General features: G+C 36.8%; 19 protein-coding genes and 1 tRNA gene. 11 read left to right on the top strand and 9 right to left on the bottom strand.

The window, feature by feature from the left end:
- Positions 1–9 precede the first annotated feature (9 nt).
- A complete protein-coding gene (mnmG, locus tag SOI85_RS06615; RefSeq protein WP_320663620.1) occupies positions 10–2019 on the top strand; it encodes a tRNA uridine-5-carboxymethylaminomethyl(34) synthesis enzyme MnmG in 2010 nt (669 codons plus the stop codon).
- A gap of 29 nt (positions 2020–2048) precedes the next feature.
- Positions 2049–2606 (top strand): chorismate lyase, encoded by a 558-nt coding sequence (locus tag SOI85_RS06610; protein WP_320665147.1) that lies wholly within the window; start codon positions 2049–2051, stop codon positions 2604–2606.
- 2 nt (positions 2607–2608) lie between these two features.
- Here SOI85_RS06610 and SOI85_RS06605 read toward each other — a convergent pair whose 3' ends face one another.
- Positions 2609–3130: an RNA helicase gene (locus tag SOI85_RS06605; RefSeq protein ID WP_320663619.1), complete on the bottom strand. Its 522-nt coding sequence runs from the start codon at positions 3128–3130 to the stop codon at positions 2609–2611.
- A 108-nt stretch (positions 3131–3238) separates the two neighbouring features.
- Entirely contained in the window at positions 3239–3784 is a 546-nt protein-coding gene (locus SOI85_RS06600) for a SprT family zinc-dependent metalloprotease (RefSeq protein WP_320663618.1), read from the bottom strand.
- A gap of 117 nt (positions 3785–3901) precedes the next feature.
- Here SOI85_RS06600 and SOI85_RS06595 point away from each other — a divergent pair, with 117 nt between their 5' ends.
- Positions 3902–4324, top strand: coding sequence for a hypothetical protein (locus tag SOI85_RS06595; protein WP_320663617.1), 423 nt, complete (start codon positions 3902–3904; stop codon positions 4322–4324).
- Positions 4325–4347: 23 nt separating this feature from the next.
- Complete coding sequence (gene ligA / locus SOI85_RS06590) at positions 4348–6438, top strand: NAD-dependent DNA ligase LigA (protein WP_320663616.1); 2091 nt, start codon at positions 4348–4350, stop codon at positions 6436–6438.
- 186 nt (positions 6439–6624) lie between these two features.
- Here the strand turns inward: ligA and SOI85_RS06585 are convergent, their stop codons facing one another.
- From SOI85_RS06585 to SOI85_RS06575, 3 genes are all read right to left on the bottom strand, one after another.
- Complete coding sequence (locus tag SOI85_RS06585) at positions 6625–7245, bottom strand: TVP38/TMEM64 family protein (RefSeq protein ID WP_320663615.1); 621 nt, start codon at positions 7243–7245, stop codon at positions 6625–6627.
- Between the two features lie 16 nt (positions 7246–7261).
- A complete protein-coding gene (locus SOI85_RS06580) occupies positions 7262–10060 on the bottom strand; it encodes a valine--tRNA ligase (protein WP_320663614.1) in 2799 nt (932 codons plus the stop codon).
- Positions 10061–10124: 64 nt separating this feature from the next.
- Positions 10125–10583, bottom strand: a complete 459-nt coding sequence (locus SOI85_RS06575; RefSeq protein WP_320663613.1) for a protein phosphatase — start codon at positions 10581–10583, stop codon at positions 10125–10127.
- A 56-nt stretch (positions 10584–10639) separates the two neighbouring features.
- Here SOI85_RS06575 and SOI85_RS06570 point away from each other — a divergent pair, with 56 nt between their 5' ends.
- Positions 10640–10900, top strand: coding sequence for a hypothetical protein (locus tag SOI85_RS06570; protein WP_320665146.1), 261 nt, complete (start codon positions 10640–10642; stop codon positions 10898–10900).
- Between the two features lie 76 nt (positions 10901–10976).
- Positions 10977–11666 (top strand): ABC transporter ATP-binding protein, encoded by a 690-nt coding sequence (locus SOI85_RS06565; protein WP_320663612.1) that lies wholly within the window; start codon positions 10977–10979, stop codon positions 11664–11666.
- 16 nt (positions 11667–11682) lie between these two features.
- Here the strand turns inward: SOI85_RS06565 and SOI85_RS06560 are convergent, their stop codons facing one another.
- Positions 11683–12084, bottom strand: a complete 402-nt coding sequence (locus tag SOI85_RS06560) for a transcriptional repressor (protein ID WP_320663611.1) — start codon at positions 12082–12084, stop codon at positions 11683–11685.
- Positions 12085–12137: 53 nt separating this feature from the next.
- On the opposite strand from SOI85_RS06560, the gene SOI85_RS06555 reads away from it, so the two are divergent.
- Entirely contained in the window at positions 12138–12923 is a 786-nt protein-coding gene (locus SOI85_RS06555) for a metal ABC transporter permease (RefSeq protein ID WP_320663610.1), read from the top strand.
- 63 nt (positions 12924–12986) lie between these two features.
- Here SOI85_RS06555 and SOI85_RS06550 read toward each other — a convergent pair whose 3' ends face one another.
- Positions 12987–13397, bottom strand: coding sequence for an AIR synthase (locus SOI85_RS06550; RefSeq protein WP_320663609.1), 411 nt, complete (start codon positions 13395–13397; stop codon positions 12987–12989).
- Positions 13368–13439: transfer RNA gene (locus SOI85_RS06545), tRNA-Val, on the bottom strand. Before SOI85_RS06545 ends, SOI85_RS06550 begins: the two co-directional genes overlap by 30 nt.
- A 57-nt stretch (positions 13440–13496) precedes the next feature.
- Between SOI85_RS06545 and SOI85_RS06540 the strand changes: the two genes are divergently transcribed.
- From SOI85_RS06540 to speB, 4 genes are read left to right on the top strand one after another with little or no spacing between them, the layout of a single operon-like run.
- Positions 13497–13967 (top strand): metal-binding protein, encoded by a 471-nt coding sequence (locus SOI85_RS06540; RefSeq protein ID WP_320663608.1) that lies wholly within the window; start codon positions 13497–13499, stop codon positions 13965–13967.
- A gap of 52 nt (positions 13968–14019) precedes the next feature.
- The gene (mazG, locus tag SOI85_RS06535) at positions 14020–14847 is read left to right on the top strand and encodes a nucleoside triphosphate pyrophosphohydrolase (protein WP_320663607.1); all 828 of its coding nucleotides are present in this window, start codon (positions 14020–14022) and stop codon (positions 14845–14847) included.
- 14 nt (positions 14848–14861) lie between these two features.
- Positions 14862–15725, top strand: a complete 864-nt coding sequence (gene speE, locus SOI85_RS06530) for a polyamine aminopropyltransferase (protein ID WP_320663606.1) — start codon at positions 14862–14864, stop codon at positions 15723–15725.
- A complete protein-coding gene (gene speB, locus SOI85_RS06525; protein WP_320663605.1) occupies positions 15722–16636 on the top strand; it encodes an agmatinase in 915 nt (304 codons plus the stop codon). Before speE ends, speB begins: the two co-directional genes overlap by 4 nt.
- On the opposite strand, the gene SOI85_RS06520 is transcribed toward speB, so the two are convergent.
- Complete coding sequence (locus SOI85_RS06520) at positions 16623–16853, bottom strand: metal-binding protein (protein WP_320663604.1); 231 nt, start codon at positions 16851–16853, stop codon at positions 16623–16625. The two genes, speB and SOI85_RS06520, sit on opposite strands and share 14 nt — an antisense overlap.
- Between the last annotated feature and the right edge of the window lie 4 nt (positions 16854–16857).

The following is a 16857-nucleotide window of genomic DNA, read 5'->3' as shown; positions in this document are numbered from 1 at the left end:
AAGGGAACCATGAGCAATAACAACTATTCCGATGAGAGGTTTGACGTAATCGTTGTAGGAGGTGGACATGCTGGCTGCGAAGCAGCTATTGCCACTGCTCGACTAGGTCTAGCCACAGCATTATTCACACTTAACTTAGATCGTATTGCTTGGCAACCATGTAATCCAGCTGTAGGAGGGCCAGCAAAGAGTCAGTTAGTACATGAAGTAGATGCACTTGGAGGAGTGATAGGTAAGTTGGCTGACTCAACGTCATTACAAAAAAGAATTCTTAATGCAAGTCGAGGACCTGCTGTAAGAGCACTACGTGCACAAACAGATAAACGTCTTTATTCACGAAAAATGTTGGAACTACTCCATGAGGTTCCAAACTTAGCGCTACGTGAAGCTATGGTAACTGATCTCATTGTAGATGATTTAAATAAAAAATCTCTAATTGATATTGCAGACGAAAAACAAACAAAAATAATTAAAGGTATTAAAACTTACTTCGGCACTCAATATTTTGCAAAGACAGTTATCTTAACAACCGGAACTTTTTTAGGCGGGAAAATCTGGATTGGTAGTCAATCAATGTCAGCAGGCCGAGCAGGGGAGCAAGCTTCAGAAGGATTGACAGAGTCATTACAAAAACTAGGATTCCAAACTGATAGATTAAAAACTGGTACTCCAGCAAGAGTAGATAAAAGAAGTATTAATTTTGAATTATTAGAAGAGCAACCTAGTGATGCAGAAAATCGTTTTTTTTCTTTTGATCCGGATTCATGGATAACAACAAAACAAATTAGTTGTCACATCACTCGAACAACTCAATCCACTCATAAATTGATTAAAGATAATCTCCATTTAACACCTATTTATGGAGGATTTATTGACAGCAAAGGGCCTAGATACTGTCCTTCTATAGAAGATAAGATCGTGAGATTTGCAGATAAAGAGTCTCATCAAATTTTTCTAGAACCAGAAGGTCTTAATACACCAGAAATTTATGTGCAAGGGTTTTCAACTGGCTTACCTGAAAACTTACAACTTCAATTACTCAGGACATTACCAGGGCTTGAGAACTGCATCATGTTAAGACCTGCTTATGCAGTTGAATACGATTATGTATTAGCCACACAACTATTATCTACATTAGAAACAAAAATAGTGAGAGGCCTTTTTTGCGCAGGGCAACTCAATGGAACAACAGGTTACGAAGAGGCTGCCGCACAAGGGTTAGTAGCAGGCATCAATGCAGCTCAACAAATTAATAATAAAGAAGTTATTGAGTTCCCTCGGGAGGAAAGCTATATAGGCACAATGATAAATGACCTAATAACTAAAGATCTTCGCGAACCTTATCGTGTATTGACCAGTCGTAGTGAATATAGACTTCTACTACGTGGTGATAATGCTGATCGTCGTCTAACGCCACTTGGATATCAAATTGGTCTCATAAGTGACAAGCAATGGAAAATATACAAAAATAAAATACATTCAATAGAAGCTGAGAAGAAGCGATTAGAAAGCAAAAGGGTTAAATCAAATAGTCCAGAAGCTTATATCATAGAAAAAGAAACACAGGCCTCCATAAAAGGATCAATTACATTAGCTAACCTGTTGCGACGTCCAGGTGTGCACACAAATGACCTAATTCGTTATGGTCACATGGATGTCAACATGCCCATAGCAATCAGAGAAGGAGCCGAAATAGATATTAAATATAGTGGCTACCTAGAAAGACAAAAAAAACAAATCAATCAAATCCAAAAACAAAGGAAAAGACCTCTCCCACAAAATATTAACTACGAAACAATAACAACACTATCGCAGGAGGCCCGCGAAAAACTAAATGCCACAAAGCCTCACAATCTTGGAGATGCTTCACAAATACCAGGAGTAAGCAAAGCCGACTTAAGCGCACTTTTAATTTGGCTAAAGATTGATAATCTGAGACAAAGCAAAAATTCGTTAGAACAAATTAAAGATCCAGCAAGGAATGAAGGCCATTCTGCAAAAAACAGGAGGTCATCCTGACTAAGCGTCTTTTATATTCTCCCGAATTAATTTGGGAAGCATCCACTGAAGAAATTCTGAAATGGAATGCGCAAAGAACAATGGCAGGTCCATGGCAGTTAATGCTATTAGGTGATGGTAGTCCTACTAGGCATATTCACCTATTAACCGGTGAGGAAGTGACTGTAGAGCTCATAGCAATGGAATCTGAGCCAATAGCTGATCAAAGAGCACCTAAAGAAGTAAGTGAACTAAACAAACCTCTCTTAAGAAGGCAAGTATGGCTGAAGTCTAAAGAACAAACTCTCGCCTGGGCTGAGAGCTGGTGGAATCTGGTTCAAGCAGAAAAGCATCTGCATAACAAAGAACAGCCAATATGGAGAAGCTTGACCCAAGATCGCTCAGAGCTTTTTCGAGAAGTAGATGGATTGGCTTTGGTACAAGCAGAATGGTTAGAAAGAAAATTTCATACTGAAGGTCCTTTTTGGAGTAGACACTATAGGTTTTTCCGGAATCAAAAAGAGCTTACTGTTATTCGCGAAGTATTCAGTCCAGAGCTTGAAAAATGGCTTGGGAAAACAGACAGACAAAAACTGAATATTAATTGAGGCTACGGTTTTCTTCTATTAGATTTCGGTAAAGGTCTTTTGGGATTACTTCTAACGTCATCTCTATCAACGGAAGAATTTTGAGATTGATCATTATTGGTATTCTCTTGTCTTTCCCATTTATTAACTCGAAATGATGATTCATCAGGCCAATCTTCTGAAACATAAGAGCTATTAGTTATATCTTTATTAGGTCCAATTGCCTTAGTGCCTCTTAAGGAAATTGCCTCTAGAGGTCTTTTTTTTGAAGCAGGCCTCTGTTGTTGAGAGTTTTGTTGATCTAATTGCCAAGGTTCCATCCAGTCTTCGCCATCTTCAAAGAACCAATCAATCTTATCCTCAACCCATCTCCCAACATTATCTAAGCGAGAGGAGATCGGTTTGCTGGATCTTCTTTGACCGGGGCGATTGCCAGAAACACCATCAACAAATTGTCTTCCAGTTTTAAACCACTGGTCCATTCGTCTTTCTAAGGGATCCTTAGAACGCTGACGATTTTGATTCCTTTCACGATATGAATTCATAAAACAACCCTAACTTCGCTTTTGTCTCAACCAATATTCTCGTTGGGAACCTATTAAAGCAATTACCAAACCAGAGAACTGAAGTACCAACAGAAAATCTTTCAATTTTTAATTCCTTAAAATAGGTTCATAAATAAGTAAACAACTTGCATGCCATTTACCTCCATGCAGAATATCGCAACAATGTTTACACGCAGCTCCTTTAAGTAAGCGCTTATAGAAAGACGAAGTCCCACACAAGGGGCATGTCGCAATCCATTTTGGCCTTTTGTTCTGGACAGGAAAATTATGACGAATATTTACCTCAAACTCATTTTGAGAAGCATTAATCTCCTGCATTCGAGCACGAAAGTTAGGTCCATGCGCCTCTCTAACCTTGAGGACCCTGTCAATCCAAGCATGAATCATTTCATGGCAAAGAGTGCTCTGAATAGCAGATTTAGGCAAATTTATTAAAACTGGTCTGGATAGAACAATCTGACAGCCATTACGGCCTGCAACGGAAGGTCCACGCTGATAAAAACCAGCTGTATTTCTTAAACGACCGTCACTCCACCTAACTGAAACGATTGGCTCATGTTCTTTTACTAACAAACCATCAAAATATTCTCGATTTAAACGGTGAAAAATTGGCAAAAGAGGCAGTAAGGGCATTCATATAACAAGGGAAGAACCCTTCTACAATCGATGACATTCTGCCTAAGGGTAACCAATAATCCAACCAATTTATAGAGATAATAAGTCAGACTCTATAAAACTCGCATTCAGCTAATGGACGGAGCTCTAGTAAGGGAAATTGGAACCAAAGGCCTGCTAATAGGTGCTGGCGCGCTTGTACTCTTCTGGATAGTTAATGCAATCAAGCTTGTTATAGGTGCAAGAGGTATCAATCCTCTGGTGAAACAATTTTTCAATCAAATAGCTTCAGGAAGAGTTGATGGTGCCTATCTATTAACTACAAAAGCCTATCGCCAGCACGTAAATCGACAAGAATTTATTAAATTTCTAGCCAGTCTGCAACTTAATCGCTATAGAAATCTCAAATCAGGAAGACCTAGAATTGAAGATGATCAAATAATTCTAACTCTGAAATTAAAATCTGAAGATAAGAAATCTGAACTTCCATTAGATTTTACTTTTATCAAGGTTGATAAAGATTGGCGTATAGATCGAATTAAAAAAACCAATCTCTAAAGAAAAAGTTTCGTATACTTGCAGTGAATTCTGATTTAAATAAAAAATTTAACCGTGCAATAGAGTTGAGGAAATTGCTTAATGAAGCAAGTCATGCTTATTATGTTTTAGATGCTCCTTCTATAGAAGATTCAGTTTATGATCAACTTTATAGAGAATTAGTTAATTTAGAAAATAGGTACCCTGAGCTAATAACAGCAGATAGTCCTACACAAAGAGTAGGCGACAAGTTATCATCAAATTTCCCAAAAAAAACTCATAGAGTTCCATTGCAAAGTCTAGATAATGCATTTAATTTCCAAGAAGTGAGTGAATGGAATGCAAGAAGCCTTAAAATACTGAACCAAGGGGAAAGTAAAGAAGATATTCTGACAAGTATCGAACTTATTTGTGAATTAAAAATTGATGGAAATGCTATAGCACTAAGCTATGAGAATGGATTACTAGTAAGAGCTTGCTCAAGAGGTGATGGAATTCAAGGAGAAGATATAACCTCTAATGTAAAAACAATTAACTCTATTCCTCTTTCCTTAAGGATGGAAAATCCACCTAAATGGATTGAAATTAGAGGTGAAGCATTCATACCTCATAGAACATTTGAAGGAATAAATAAAAAAAGAAGAATGGCCTTAGAATCTGAATTTGCCAATTCAAGGAATGCATGTGCAGGTACACTTAGACAACTAGATCCTCAAGTAGTTGCCTCACGAAAACTAGATTTTTTTGCTTACACAATTCATTTACCTGAAGAGTTAGATGAGATTAAATACAACCTAGCTAAGCCAAAAACTCAAATAGAAGCATTGCAATATTTGAAAAATATAGGATTTAAAATTAATCCTTATAATCAAGTATTCTTAGGCCTTAAAGACTTGAAAGAGTTCTTAAATGAGTGGGAAATCAAAAGGCACGATCTTCCTTACTCTACAGATGGTTTGGTCATCAAAGTTAATAAGTTTAACCTGCAAAAAAGATTAGGTTTTACTCAAAAAGCACCTAGATGGGCGATAGCTTTAAAGCATCCAGCAGCAGAAGCTCCTAGCAAACTATTAGGTTTAACTTTTCAAGTTGGTAGGACTGGAGTAGTTACACCAGTAGCAGAATTCGAACCAATTATGCTTGCAGGAACTTCTGTAAGTAGAGCTACTCTTCATAATGCAAATAGATTACTTTCACTAGATTTACACTCAGATGACACAATCATTATCAGAAAAGCTGGTGAAATTATCCCTGAAGTTGTGCGCGTGTTACCTGGATTAAGAAATCAATATGCTAAATGTCTCTCATTACCAATTAACTGTCCAATATGTAATTCAACTCTCATAAGCGAAAATGATGAAGCTGCTACTAGATGTATTAACACCAATTGCCCTGCAATACTTCAAGGTGCATTACGTCATTGGGTAAACAAAGGAGCAATGAATATAGAAGGTTTGGGTTCAAAATTAATAGAACAGTTAGTTGAAAAAAAATTAATCAACTCAATCGCCGACCTATATGAATTAGATATAAATCTTCTTGAAAAATTAGACCGAATGGGAGCAAAATCTGCAAAAAAAATTATACAGGAGCTAGAAATTTCTAAAGGCAAACCTTGGCATAAACAACTATATGGTTTAGGCATTCCTCACATAGGGGAAAGAAATGCCCAAACGATTGCTATGCAATTTACCAATTCTTCAATACTTAAAGATGTAGCTTGCAAATCACCAGAAGTAATTCAAGAAATTAATGGCATCGGAGAAGAAATAAGTGATTCATTAAAAACTTGGTTTTCTTCAGAAGCCAATCAAAAATTAATTAGAGATTTAAAAAGAGTGGGGTTAACACTTGAAGCAACACAAGAAGAGAAATTAAAAAAAGACCAAATATCTGACAATTCAACAAAATTGCTATTTGGCAAAATTTTCGTCCTGACTGGTACGTTACCCTCTCTTAGTCGCAGCAAGGCAAAAGAGTTAATTGAAAATTCCGGTGGAAGCATAAGTTCTTCAATCAGCACAAACACAAGTTTTCTGGTTGCAGGAGAAAAAGCAGGAAGCAAGCTCAAAAAAGCGAAAACACTTGGGATTAAAATTATTGATCAAAATGAATTATTGAAGCTTCTTACATAAACACTAAAATTTCTTTAAACTTAATCTAAAAATGTCTCAGCCGAAAATCTTCTCATTTATTAAATCTTCCTGTGGAAGAACAAAATATTTAACTCTTGCTGAGAATAAAAGTATCGTTTCTAAGTTGAGACTTTATTGGTTTATTTTTTTTGCAATCCTCAGAGATTTATCCTTAAAAAACCCTGATCACCTAGGAGATTCAAATTCTTGAAGTGCTTTTTGTGCTGCTTTAGAAGCAATCCAAATAACGGCAAAAGTAGCAACAACTCCTAACAAACTAAAGAATAATGATGTTGTGTCATCCTTATTAGATAAAACTGTATCAAAATTCGCGATATCACCAGCTAATGAACCCAACCCACAATATAAAATCGTTCCAGGTAAAATGGCTGTTATACCAATGGAATAATCAAGGAAAGTGACTTCACTTAAACCATAAAATAAATTTAATATGCTAAAAGGAAACACTGGGGATAAGCGAGTCAATATTATTAGTTTCAAACCTTCTTTACTTAAGGCCTTTTTAATTATTTGAAATCTGGGAAAGTTCGCAATACGCCTTTGAGACCAATCTCTGAAATATTTACGGCTCAAATAAAAAGTTAACTCTGCACCTATGAATGCACCCATAAAAACAAATATTGTCCCAAAAAAAGAGCCATATAAAGCACCTGCTAGCATTGAAGGCCAAAGGCCTGGGAGTAAGCAGGTAATCCATAAAGCATAAAACAGAATAAACAAAAATACTCCTGTAGAAGTATCGAAAAAATTTAAATAGTCTTGTAAAAACGATGTGAAAGAGTTCATGTTGTTTGAACTTGATTTATCTAAGCCCTGATAAACGTCTACTAATTAGCTCAGCCTGCGTAATTACCTCAGATAAATTTCTTCTACATTCAGAGACTACCTTCTCGGGTGCTCTCTGAATAAAATTAGTATTCGCCAATCGACCTTTTAAAGTAGAGATTTCTTTTTCCGCCTTTTCTAAATCATTTGCAAGCCTTGTTTTCAATCCTTCCAAATCAACTAAACCTTCTATTGGCAATAAAACCTCAAGGTCTCCATTTACTGCGGCTAAAGCCTTCGTCGAGGATTCATTTTTAACTTTGTCAGGATTAAGTACTTCGACATATTCTGCGCGAGTAAGGGTCTGAATATCATCTTCATTATTCGTTAAAATCTTTACTAAGTTTTCGTTGGAAGTTATAAACCTAACTGGGGCTTTCTGAGAAGGTTTGAGCCCAGCTTCTGCTCTTAAATTCCTGACTAAGCGAATAGATTCAAATAATTGTGAGAAATCATCTTCTAAGCCATCATCCAAAAAACTATTTTTTAAACATGGCCAAGTGTGAAGTGCAAGCAACTTTTTTTCAGAGACACCTGTAATTGCATGCCATAATTCCTCTGTCAAATGAGGCATTAAGGGATGAAGCATAATTAACAATTCTGATAAGACCTTAGAAAGTACTTTTTTCGCGATAGATCTATCAATTAACTCATCTTCGGTAGGATTTTTACTTTTAGTCAATCGTCGTTTAATTAATTCTAAATACCAATCACAGATATCATTCCAAGCAAATTCATACAAGCCTTTCGCAGCTTCACCAAGAGCATAATTATCAAAACGATGAAGGGTTTCTATGTTCACTCTCATAAGACGAGATAATATCCAGCGATCAGCCAACTTTAAAGTAGCCATATCTATTGGCTCCGATACATCAGGCAAAGAATTCCCAAAATTAATTAAAGCAAACCTTGTAGCATTCCATAATTTATTTGCAAAATTTCGAGACGCCTCCACTGTTGCTGAAGTCTCTTTGTTGCGATCAAAATCAAGACGAATATCCTGACCTGCTCCTGCAACTTCTCTAACTAACGCAAAGCGCAAAGCATCAGTGCCATATCTTTCAATCAATAACAATGGATCAATTCCATTACCTAAACTTTTACTCATTTTTCGATTTTGTTCATCTCTAACTAGTCCATGAATATAGACATCAGCAAAAGGTGTTTTGCCTGTGAAAGCACCTGCCATCATTGTCATTCTCGCGACCCAGAAGAAAATAATGTCAAATCCGGTTACCAAAGTACTAGTGGGATACCAGCGTGCCAAATCCGCACTATTTTGATCAGGCCAACCCAATGTTGAAAATGGCCATAGCCCACTTGAAAACCAAGTATCTAAAACATCTTCATCTTGCTGAAGATTAACCAAACCACCATATTTTTTTTGAGCTAACGTCAAAGCTTCTGCTTCAGAAAGTGCAACCACATAAGGCGTCGTATCAGTTAATTTATTGTTGGTTTCACTAATAACAAACCAAGCTGGGATACGATGTCCCCACCATAATTGTCTACTAATACACCAATCTCTAATACCTTCTAACCAATCCTGATATACCTTACCCCAACGCTCCGGAACAAAGCGAGGCTCTCCGTTGGTGAACGATTCACGACACCTTGAAGCTAAAGGGTCCATCTTTACAAACCACTGAGTAGATAACAAAGGCTCTACTGGAACCTTGCCTCTATCAGAAAAAGGAACCGTATGACGATAAGGCTCAATCTTCGTTATTAGTCCCTGTTCTTGTAAAGCATCTACAACTGCTTTCCGTGCTTCGAAACGATCAAGGCCTTGAAAATTTCCAGCATTATTATTCATCGTTCCATCCTTATTCATAATTGTTATCAGTGGTAATTTATGGCGCTGACCAATTGCAAAGTCATTAGGATCGTGAGCTGGGGTAACTTTTACACATCCAGTCCCAAAATCTTTATCAACATGATCGTCAGCAATAATTGGAATATCGCGATTCGTAAAAGGTAAATTCAAAAATCGGCCTACAAGTTCTTGATAACGTTTGTCTGAAGGGTTCACTGCTACGGCTACATCACCTAACATCGTTTCAGGACGCGTCGTAGCAACTTCTAAATGTGTAATTTCACTGTCACTAGGAATATTTGCTAATGGGTAACGAAAATGCCAAAGATAACCATCTATTTCTTTCATTTCTACTTCTAAGTCGCTGACAGCAGAGCCTGAAGCAGGACACCAATTAACAAGATACTCTCCTCTGTATATAAGACCTTGCTCATGCAAACGAACAAAAGCCGTCGAAACTGCTTTGCTTAAATTCTTATCAAGCGTAAAACGCTCTCTTTTCCAATCAACTGAATATCCCAGACGACGGAGCTGACCAACAATTTGACCACCACTTTCTTCTTTCCATTTCCATGCTCTCTGAAGAAAAGACTCTCTTCCCAATTTATCTCGGTTTAATCCTTCCTTTTGTAATTGCTTCTCAAGAATTGTTTGAACTGCAATCGATGCATGATCAGTCCCTGGAAGACATAAGACATTCTTACCTTGTAAACGTTGAAATCTGACAATCGTATCAATTAAAGATGTATTAAAAGCATGCCCCATATGCAAGCTGCCTGTGACATTAGGAGGAGGAATTACAACTGCAAAAGGCTCTCCTGGATTATCCGGATTTGGATGAAAGGCACCTTGATCCTCCCATAGCTTCTGCCAACGACTTTCTGTGCCCTGTGGGTCATATGTCTTTGGGAGACCTTCTGCTGCATTGAAAGCACTCGTATCTACAAACTGCTCAGTCACTTAAAAAGAAGAAAAAGTTACCTCTCCTCTCAAACACTAATAAAATTCAATGTTTTTGCACAAGTCACCTTTTACTTTCTGAAGAAAGCCAAGGAATACTAATTAACCCATCATTGACTCTCCATTGAGATTGGTCTCGATTAATAAAATCAGTTATAGCGATAGATTCCAGCGCCTTAGTAGCTTCAGAAAATGATATTTCCACTTTGTCTTCAAGAGGAATAATCAAGACATTCTTTTCTGCTGGATCAGCCATTACACACACAGAAAAATTTTCCATAGTTCTTTCAAAGAAAATTCTTCTAATTCGACTTGTTAAAGCTGGTCCCAAGGAATCCGCAAATAATTGAAGACTTTGTTTATCTCCACTCAAGCCACAATTTAAAGCCATCCAAATCAAAAACTTTGCCCAACTATCAACTGTCCAAAGTGGCTGAAAGCTCTCTCTATGACATAAAACTAATTCGTGTAATGCAAAGTCAAACGCTTTAGCTTGGATCGTGATTTGCTGAGTTTTATCCATAAAAGACATTCTGTCTTTTAAAGTCTTAGTGATCTTGTCTTTGTGACGGCATCACAATTATCATGGATTTAAATAACCCTGACCTTGAATTTTCAGATTTGGTTTACGCATATCAAAGCTGGGTCATGGCTGTAATTAATGATGAAAAATTAAATAATGATGACAAGCTTCTCAGCGATGAAATTGCAGATGAAGCTCTGGATGCAATGCGATTTTTGCCTGGGGAAGTCACCAGTGCAATTGAAACCAGTTTAGCAAGAGTGTATGAAGTTGATGAAGAAGAGCTAGCAGGCTTACTGTTTCCTGAAACAGAATAATTGCCATGATAATCATTTGATAATGATTATCATGGCTAGGGTAATTGCTTCTGTCTATTTCTGAGTCTTCTCAATTATGGGTAATTTAATAGCTGAGAATTTATCTTTTGCGTATGAAAGACGAGAAGTCGTAGAAAACATTTCACTAACTTTATTACCAGGTACTATGACTGCGCTCGTTGGCCCAAATGGTGCTGGAAAATCAACATTATTAAAGTTACTAAAAGGGGAAAGCAAGCCTTATAGAGGAAAAGTCACGGTTAATGGACAGCCATTAAAAAACTCTCGTGATCAGGTTGCTCTGATGCCTCAACGAAATTCTATTAACTGGGATTTTCCTATCACTGTTCAAGGTTTAGTTGCTTTAGGTCGTATCAATTATTCAACTTGCTGTGACATAGAAGCTTGTCTACAAAGAGTTGGTATGTCTAAGCTTGCAAAAAGAAGACTTGATTCTCTCTCCGGAGGTCAACAACAAAGGGCTTTATTAGCAAAAACTTTAATGAGACCGGCATCAATTTTTCTACTTGATGAACCATGTTCTGCTTTGGACCCTCCAACAAGGGAACAGTTTCTGACAATTATTCGCCAACTGGCTGATGCTGGACTAACTATTTGTGTTACTAGTCACGATTGGGGGAAGTCTTTAAATGCTTATGACAAGGTCATTGCAATAGATAAAAAAATTTTAGGCTTTGGCACTCCTACAGATGTACAAGAAAAACTCGATTCCATTACTTGCATGGGGAATTATTGTTGTGGTTAATTTTGAAATAGGTGCTTCAAGTGCTTTGTCGCTCAAGGCAATGTTGACAAAGGCCAAAAAATTCAAGAGTATGGAACAACAATTGAAAATTCTTAGTTTTACTCTGTGGCAGATTAATATTTTTGACTGGACAACCTTGAAGAGATGTAGTTATCCCACAATCAACGCAGGTCAAATGATGAACATCCCGCTTTACAGGTGCATAAAGAACTTCACCTGTTGGAAGATTTCGGGAACGAACCAAACCTTTTTTAACAAGTACTTGCAGGTTTCTATAAACGGTAGCAAGTCCCATAGAAGATTCTCCTGCATGCAAGACACGGTAAAGTTCTTGACCACTCAACTCATCATCACAATTTCCAAGTTTTTCAAGAATCTGATTTTGACGATTAGAAATATTTGGATTACTTTTCACCATTTTCAAAAAAGCAATTTGATCTCTTTGGAAAACATTAGTTAATTTTCTGCTTAATGTCTTTCTCTGTTGAAAATTGGTGGCTAATACCATTCTTAGTCACAATCCTGACAGGAATACTATGTCCTGCAATAGGAACTGTATTAATCACTCATAAACGACTATTACAAGTCAATCTTATTTCTCACTCAGTTTTACCAGGTTTAGCTTTGGCATTAGCACTTGGTATTGAGCCTGTCATAGGAGGGGTTATAAGTGGCATGGTTGGGGCTCTAACAGCAGAAAAATTGACGCTAAGGCGAAATGAAAATTATGAAGCAGTTATTAATACAGTTCTTGCAGGTGCACTTGGTCTTGGAGTTCTCTTGATCCCAATATTAGGGATAAGAATTGATCTAGAAGCAGTTTTATTTGGAGATCTTCTTACAGCGAATTGGAATGATCTATTAAGAAACTTAATTGCATTTACAATATTCTCATTAATCATGATTTCGTCGTACCAGCAAGTCATTCACATAGGACTAGATCCAGAAGGTGCTGCTAGTAGTGATATCAAAGTTCCTACTTTAAGATTCATTTTAGGCTTCTCAACTGCACTAGCAATCGTTAGCTCGATGTCTTCAGTGGGAGTAATTATAGTTGTTGGCTTGCTATCTGGTCCTAGCTTACTGGGATTAATAAAATCACCAAGTCTTTATGTAGCCATGATTCGTTCTTCCGTATTTGGATGCATCATTTCATTATTAGGTTTTTGGCTAGCCCTAAAATTAAACTTGTCTCCAGGACCTCTTATAGGTGTTATCTGCATGGCGTCTTTAGGACTTTTGCCATCTAAAAAGTAAGCTAAATAAGAAAATATTCTAAAAATATTGATGGGAAATATTTATTATTTAATTTATAGATATCTAACCTTTTAAGAATCTAAACCCACTTCCACAAGCACAACTTTCAGCTCCATCAGGAGTACTTATTAAAAATCCACCTCCACTTAAATCTCCAAAATAATTTAACCTAAGGCCATGAAGTAAAGATAATTGATTTTCATCGGCAAACAAAGTAACTCCTTCAGTACGAGCAATAGGAACTCCTTCATTAGCCCCAGGAAGCAGCCTAATATGCAACCAACCTTCTTTACAGTTGTCCTCCATTAAATCTATTCTCATAGCCCCAGGAGTACCTGCAAAAGCTGATTGCCGAACCAGTTCAGCTGCTGCTTCAGGCGTTATTGATAAATTCACCAATCGTTGATCCGATTCCATAAAGAATTTATGAAGATCAAAATTAAATGGGCGATCCAGGGTTCGAACCAGGGACATCCTGCTTGTAAGGCAGGCGCTCTACCGCTGAGCTAATCGCCCACACTAAATTTCATTATGCCTTAAAAGGCTAAATCACTTTAAACCATTTTTAGATTAATGGCTTCTGGGAAAGAACATGACAGAGCTATCAAGCTATGGATTTTGCCATTTGGACTATTAGCTGCAGTAATTTACAACCTACAAATTGCTTTTATCTTTAGCTTTGCCTTTGCTGTAGGGGGATTATGGCTTTCTCCAGATCTGGATATTATTTCAAAACCGCTAAAAAGATGGGGGTTTCTCCAGGTTTTATGGTGGCCATATAGAAAAATTATTCCGCACAGATCAAATTTATCCCATTCCCCAATTATTGGAACGACTATAAGATTAATTTATCTAGTTGGGATCTTGATAATTATTAATTTGCTCCTATCAAAATTCATTAATCTAGAACCTTTAATCCTGCTGCGGAATGTCAATAAAATAATAACTCTATACCCTGAAAAAATAATTGCTTTAGTTGTGGGAATTGAAGTTAGTGCATGGGTTCACATAATTCAAGACAAATATCATCAAATTAAGGACTAAAGTTTATAGAAAAAAAAATGAGAAACTATAAGAAGTAGAAATATGACTTCTAATGCAAAAAGAGAAAAAAGGAATTGATGCAGGCCTAATAAATGAACTCGGAAATGTAATTTCTCAGCTTAGAGATCCTAATCAGGGATGTCCCTGGGATGTAGAGCAAACTCATATCTCCTTGATACCATTTGTGCTAGAAGAAGCCTACGAAGTTGTAGATGCAATTCGAGAAAAAAATGATGATCACATAATTGAAGAACTTGGCGATTTACTTCTCCAAATAATGTTTCATACAGAAATTGCTTCAGAAGAGAATCGGTTTTGCCTAAATGATGTAATAAAAGGAATTACAAAAAAATTAATCCGTAGACATCCACATGTATTCGGGAATAAGAAAATAAATAATATTGATGAAGTCTCAAAAAGCTGGGAGCAAATTAAATCATCCGAACAATTACTAGAGCATTCAACTAGTCCATTTACTGAAAAACTCAAACATAAAAACCGTTCTCAATCATGTATAGCAGGTACTATGTTTATATCAGAAAAAGTAGCAGGAATAGGATTTGAATGGGAAAATATTAATGCAGTGTGGAAAAAATTTGATGAGGAGATGTATGAGTTTAAAGAGGAGATAAAAGAGAACAACAAAACTCGGATAAAAGAAGAATTTGGAGATGTGCTATTTACACTAATTAATATCGCAAGATGGTATAAAATCAATCCCGAAGAAAGTCTAAGCAGTGCTAACAGAAGATTCCTCGAAAGGTTCAGCTTTATGGAGAAATCTTTTGGTAGTAACCTAGCCAATAAATCAACTCAAGAATTAGAAGAGATGTGGGAAAAGGCTAAGGATAGTACTAGAGAACAAACATCTCTTGACTAAATATATCTAAAAAGATGAAAAACCAGAGAAAAGAAGAAGCTTCGTGGATCGATGAGTTCCAAACTAATCAACGATATGGCCTTTTGGGGAAAATATTAATCGTCAAAAAAAGCGCTGTCCAGAAAATTACGATCGTAGAAACTGAGCGATATGGCAACGGTCTGTTACTAGATGATTGTTGGATGACAACAGAAAAGCAAGAAAAGGACTATCACGAATGTTTAGTTCATCCAGCAATGTGTGGAGCAGAAAGCTTAGAAAGAATTTTAATCATCGGTGGTGGGGATGGAGGAAGCGCAAGAGAATGTCTTCGCCATACTGAAGTAAAACATCTAGACCTTATAGAGATAGATCAAGAGGTGATTAACTTATGTCAAGAATATCTTCCAAAAATTGGAGGTACTGCTTGGAGTGATCCTCGACTTAATTTAAAAATTAGAGATGGCATTCAATGGGTAGAAAATACAAAAGATAACTCTTATGATGTGATTATTGTTGATGGCTCAGATCCAAAAGGACCAGCACAAAGTTTATTCAATAGATCTTTCTTTGAAAACTGCAAACGAATTCTCAAAAAAGGTGGTGTTTTTGCTGCTCAAACTGAATCACCAGAAGCTTTTTATGATGCACATATGGATACAGTAAAGATGATTAAAACAATTTTCGAATACGCCGACCCAATGTATGGGTCAGTGCCCATTTATCCAAGTGGGTGGTGGAGTTGGACATTTGCAGCAAAAGATCAAGCTAGATATCTACATCCATCAACCACAAGGGCAAGTTTAATCTCTATGGATTGCAAAATTTGGAGTCCTCGTTGGCAGCAAGGAGCTTTTAATGCAATACCAGCGTATGTTGAAAGAGCTTTAAAACAATGAAAAAAGCTAAATACTCTGAAAATATTTACTTCAATAGTGAAGGAACAATTTTCATGGGAGCAGAACGAGAGTCGCAAAATTGCGAGATAGCAATTTTTGGAGTGCCTTATGATGGAACAACATCCTTTCGACCTGGATCACGTTTCGGACCTGCTGCAATTAGAGACGTAAGCAATGGCATAGAAACTTTCTGTCCACAATTTAAGTTAGATATCGCAGAGTTGAAATTTGCAGATCTTGGTTCTTTAGAAATACCTTATGGCGATCCTGAACCAGTTATTGAACTAGTAAGACAAGCTACAGGAAAAATTGTATCTCAAGGGCATAAGCCACTAATTCTTGGAGGAGAACATTCCATTAGCTCTGGTGCTATCAATGCAACAGTAGAGCATCACAATAATCTCATTGTTATTCAATTAGATGCACATGCCGATTTAAGAGAAGAATGGTTAGGGTCAAAGTATAATCATGCTTGTGCAATGAGTAGATGCTTAGACGTATTACCAAGTAAACAGCTATTTCAAATAGGTATTAGAAGTGGAAGCCGAGAAGAGTTTCAAAAACTTGCAGAAAGTAATCGTTTAATTCCTTTCATAAAAGGAACGCAAGCACACAATCTAAAAGAAAAACTCAAACCTTTTATTGGAACTCCTATTTACTTATCTATTGATCTTGATTGGTTTGACCCGAGCGTTTTACCTGGTACTGGGACACCAGAACCAGGAGGATACTTATGGGATGACTTTGCAGCTGTAATTGATGTGCTGAAAGAACATAACATTGTCGCTGCAGATATTGTTGAATTATCTCCTCAATTAGATCCATTCGGGATGAGTAGTATTTTTGCCGCCAAAGTAACAAGAAGCATCTTGATTTTATTAAGCTCTAGAATTCCAGCTAAGACTCAGTAGAAGATAAGGTTCTTGCGAAATCCAATTGTTTGTCAAGACTGACATCAGATTTATTCAATACAGGTAAAGAAGGAACTGATTTTGTCCAATGATGGCAAAAAGCAACAGTAGCTATCTCAGAATGCACTTTTATCTTCCTCAATCGACACCAAAATTCCTTGCTTATCTGAGCAGAAGTACAATGTGCACAAGATCTACAAGATTCTTTATTAATCATTTGT

This window comes from Prochlorococcus sp. MIT 1223 (assembly GCF_034092465.1).
Lineage (GTDB): Bacteria > Cyanobacteriota > Cyanobacteriia > PCC-6307 > Cyanobiaceae > AG-402-N21.
This window is presented reverse-complemented; position numbering and strand designations above follow the sequence as displayed.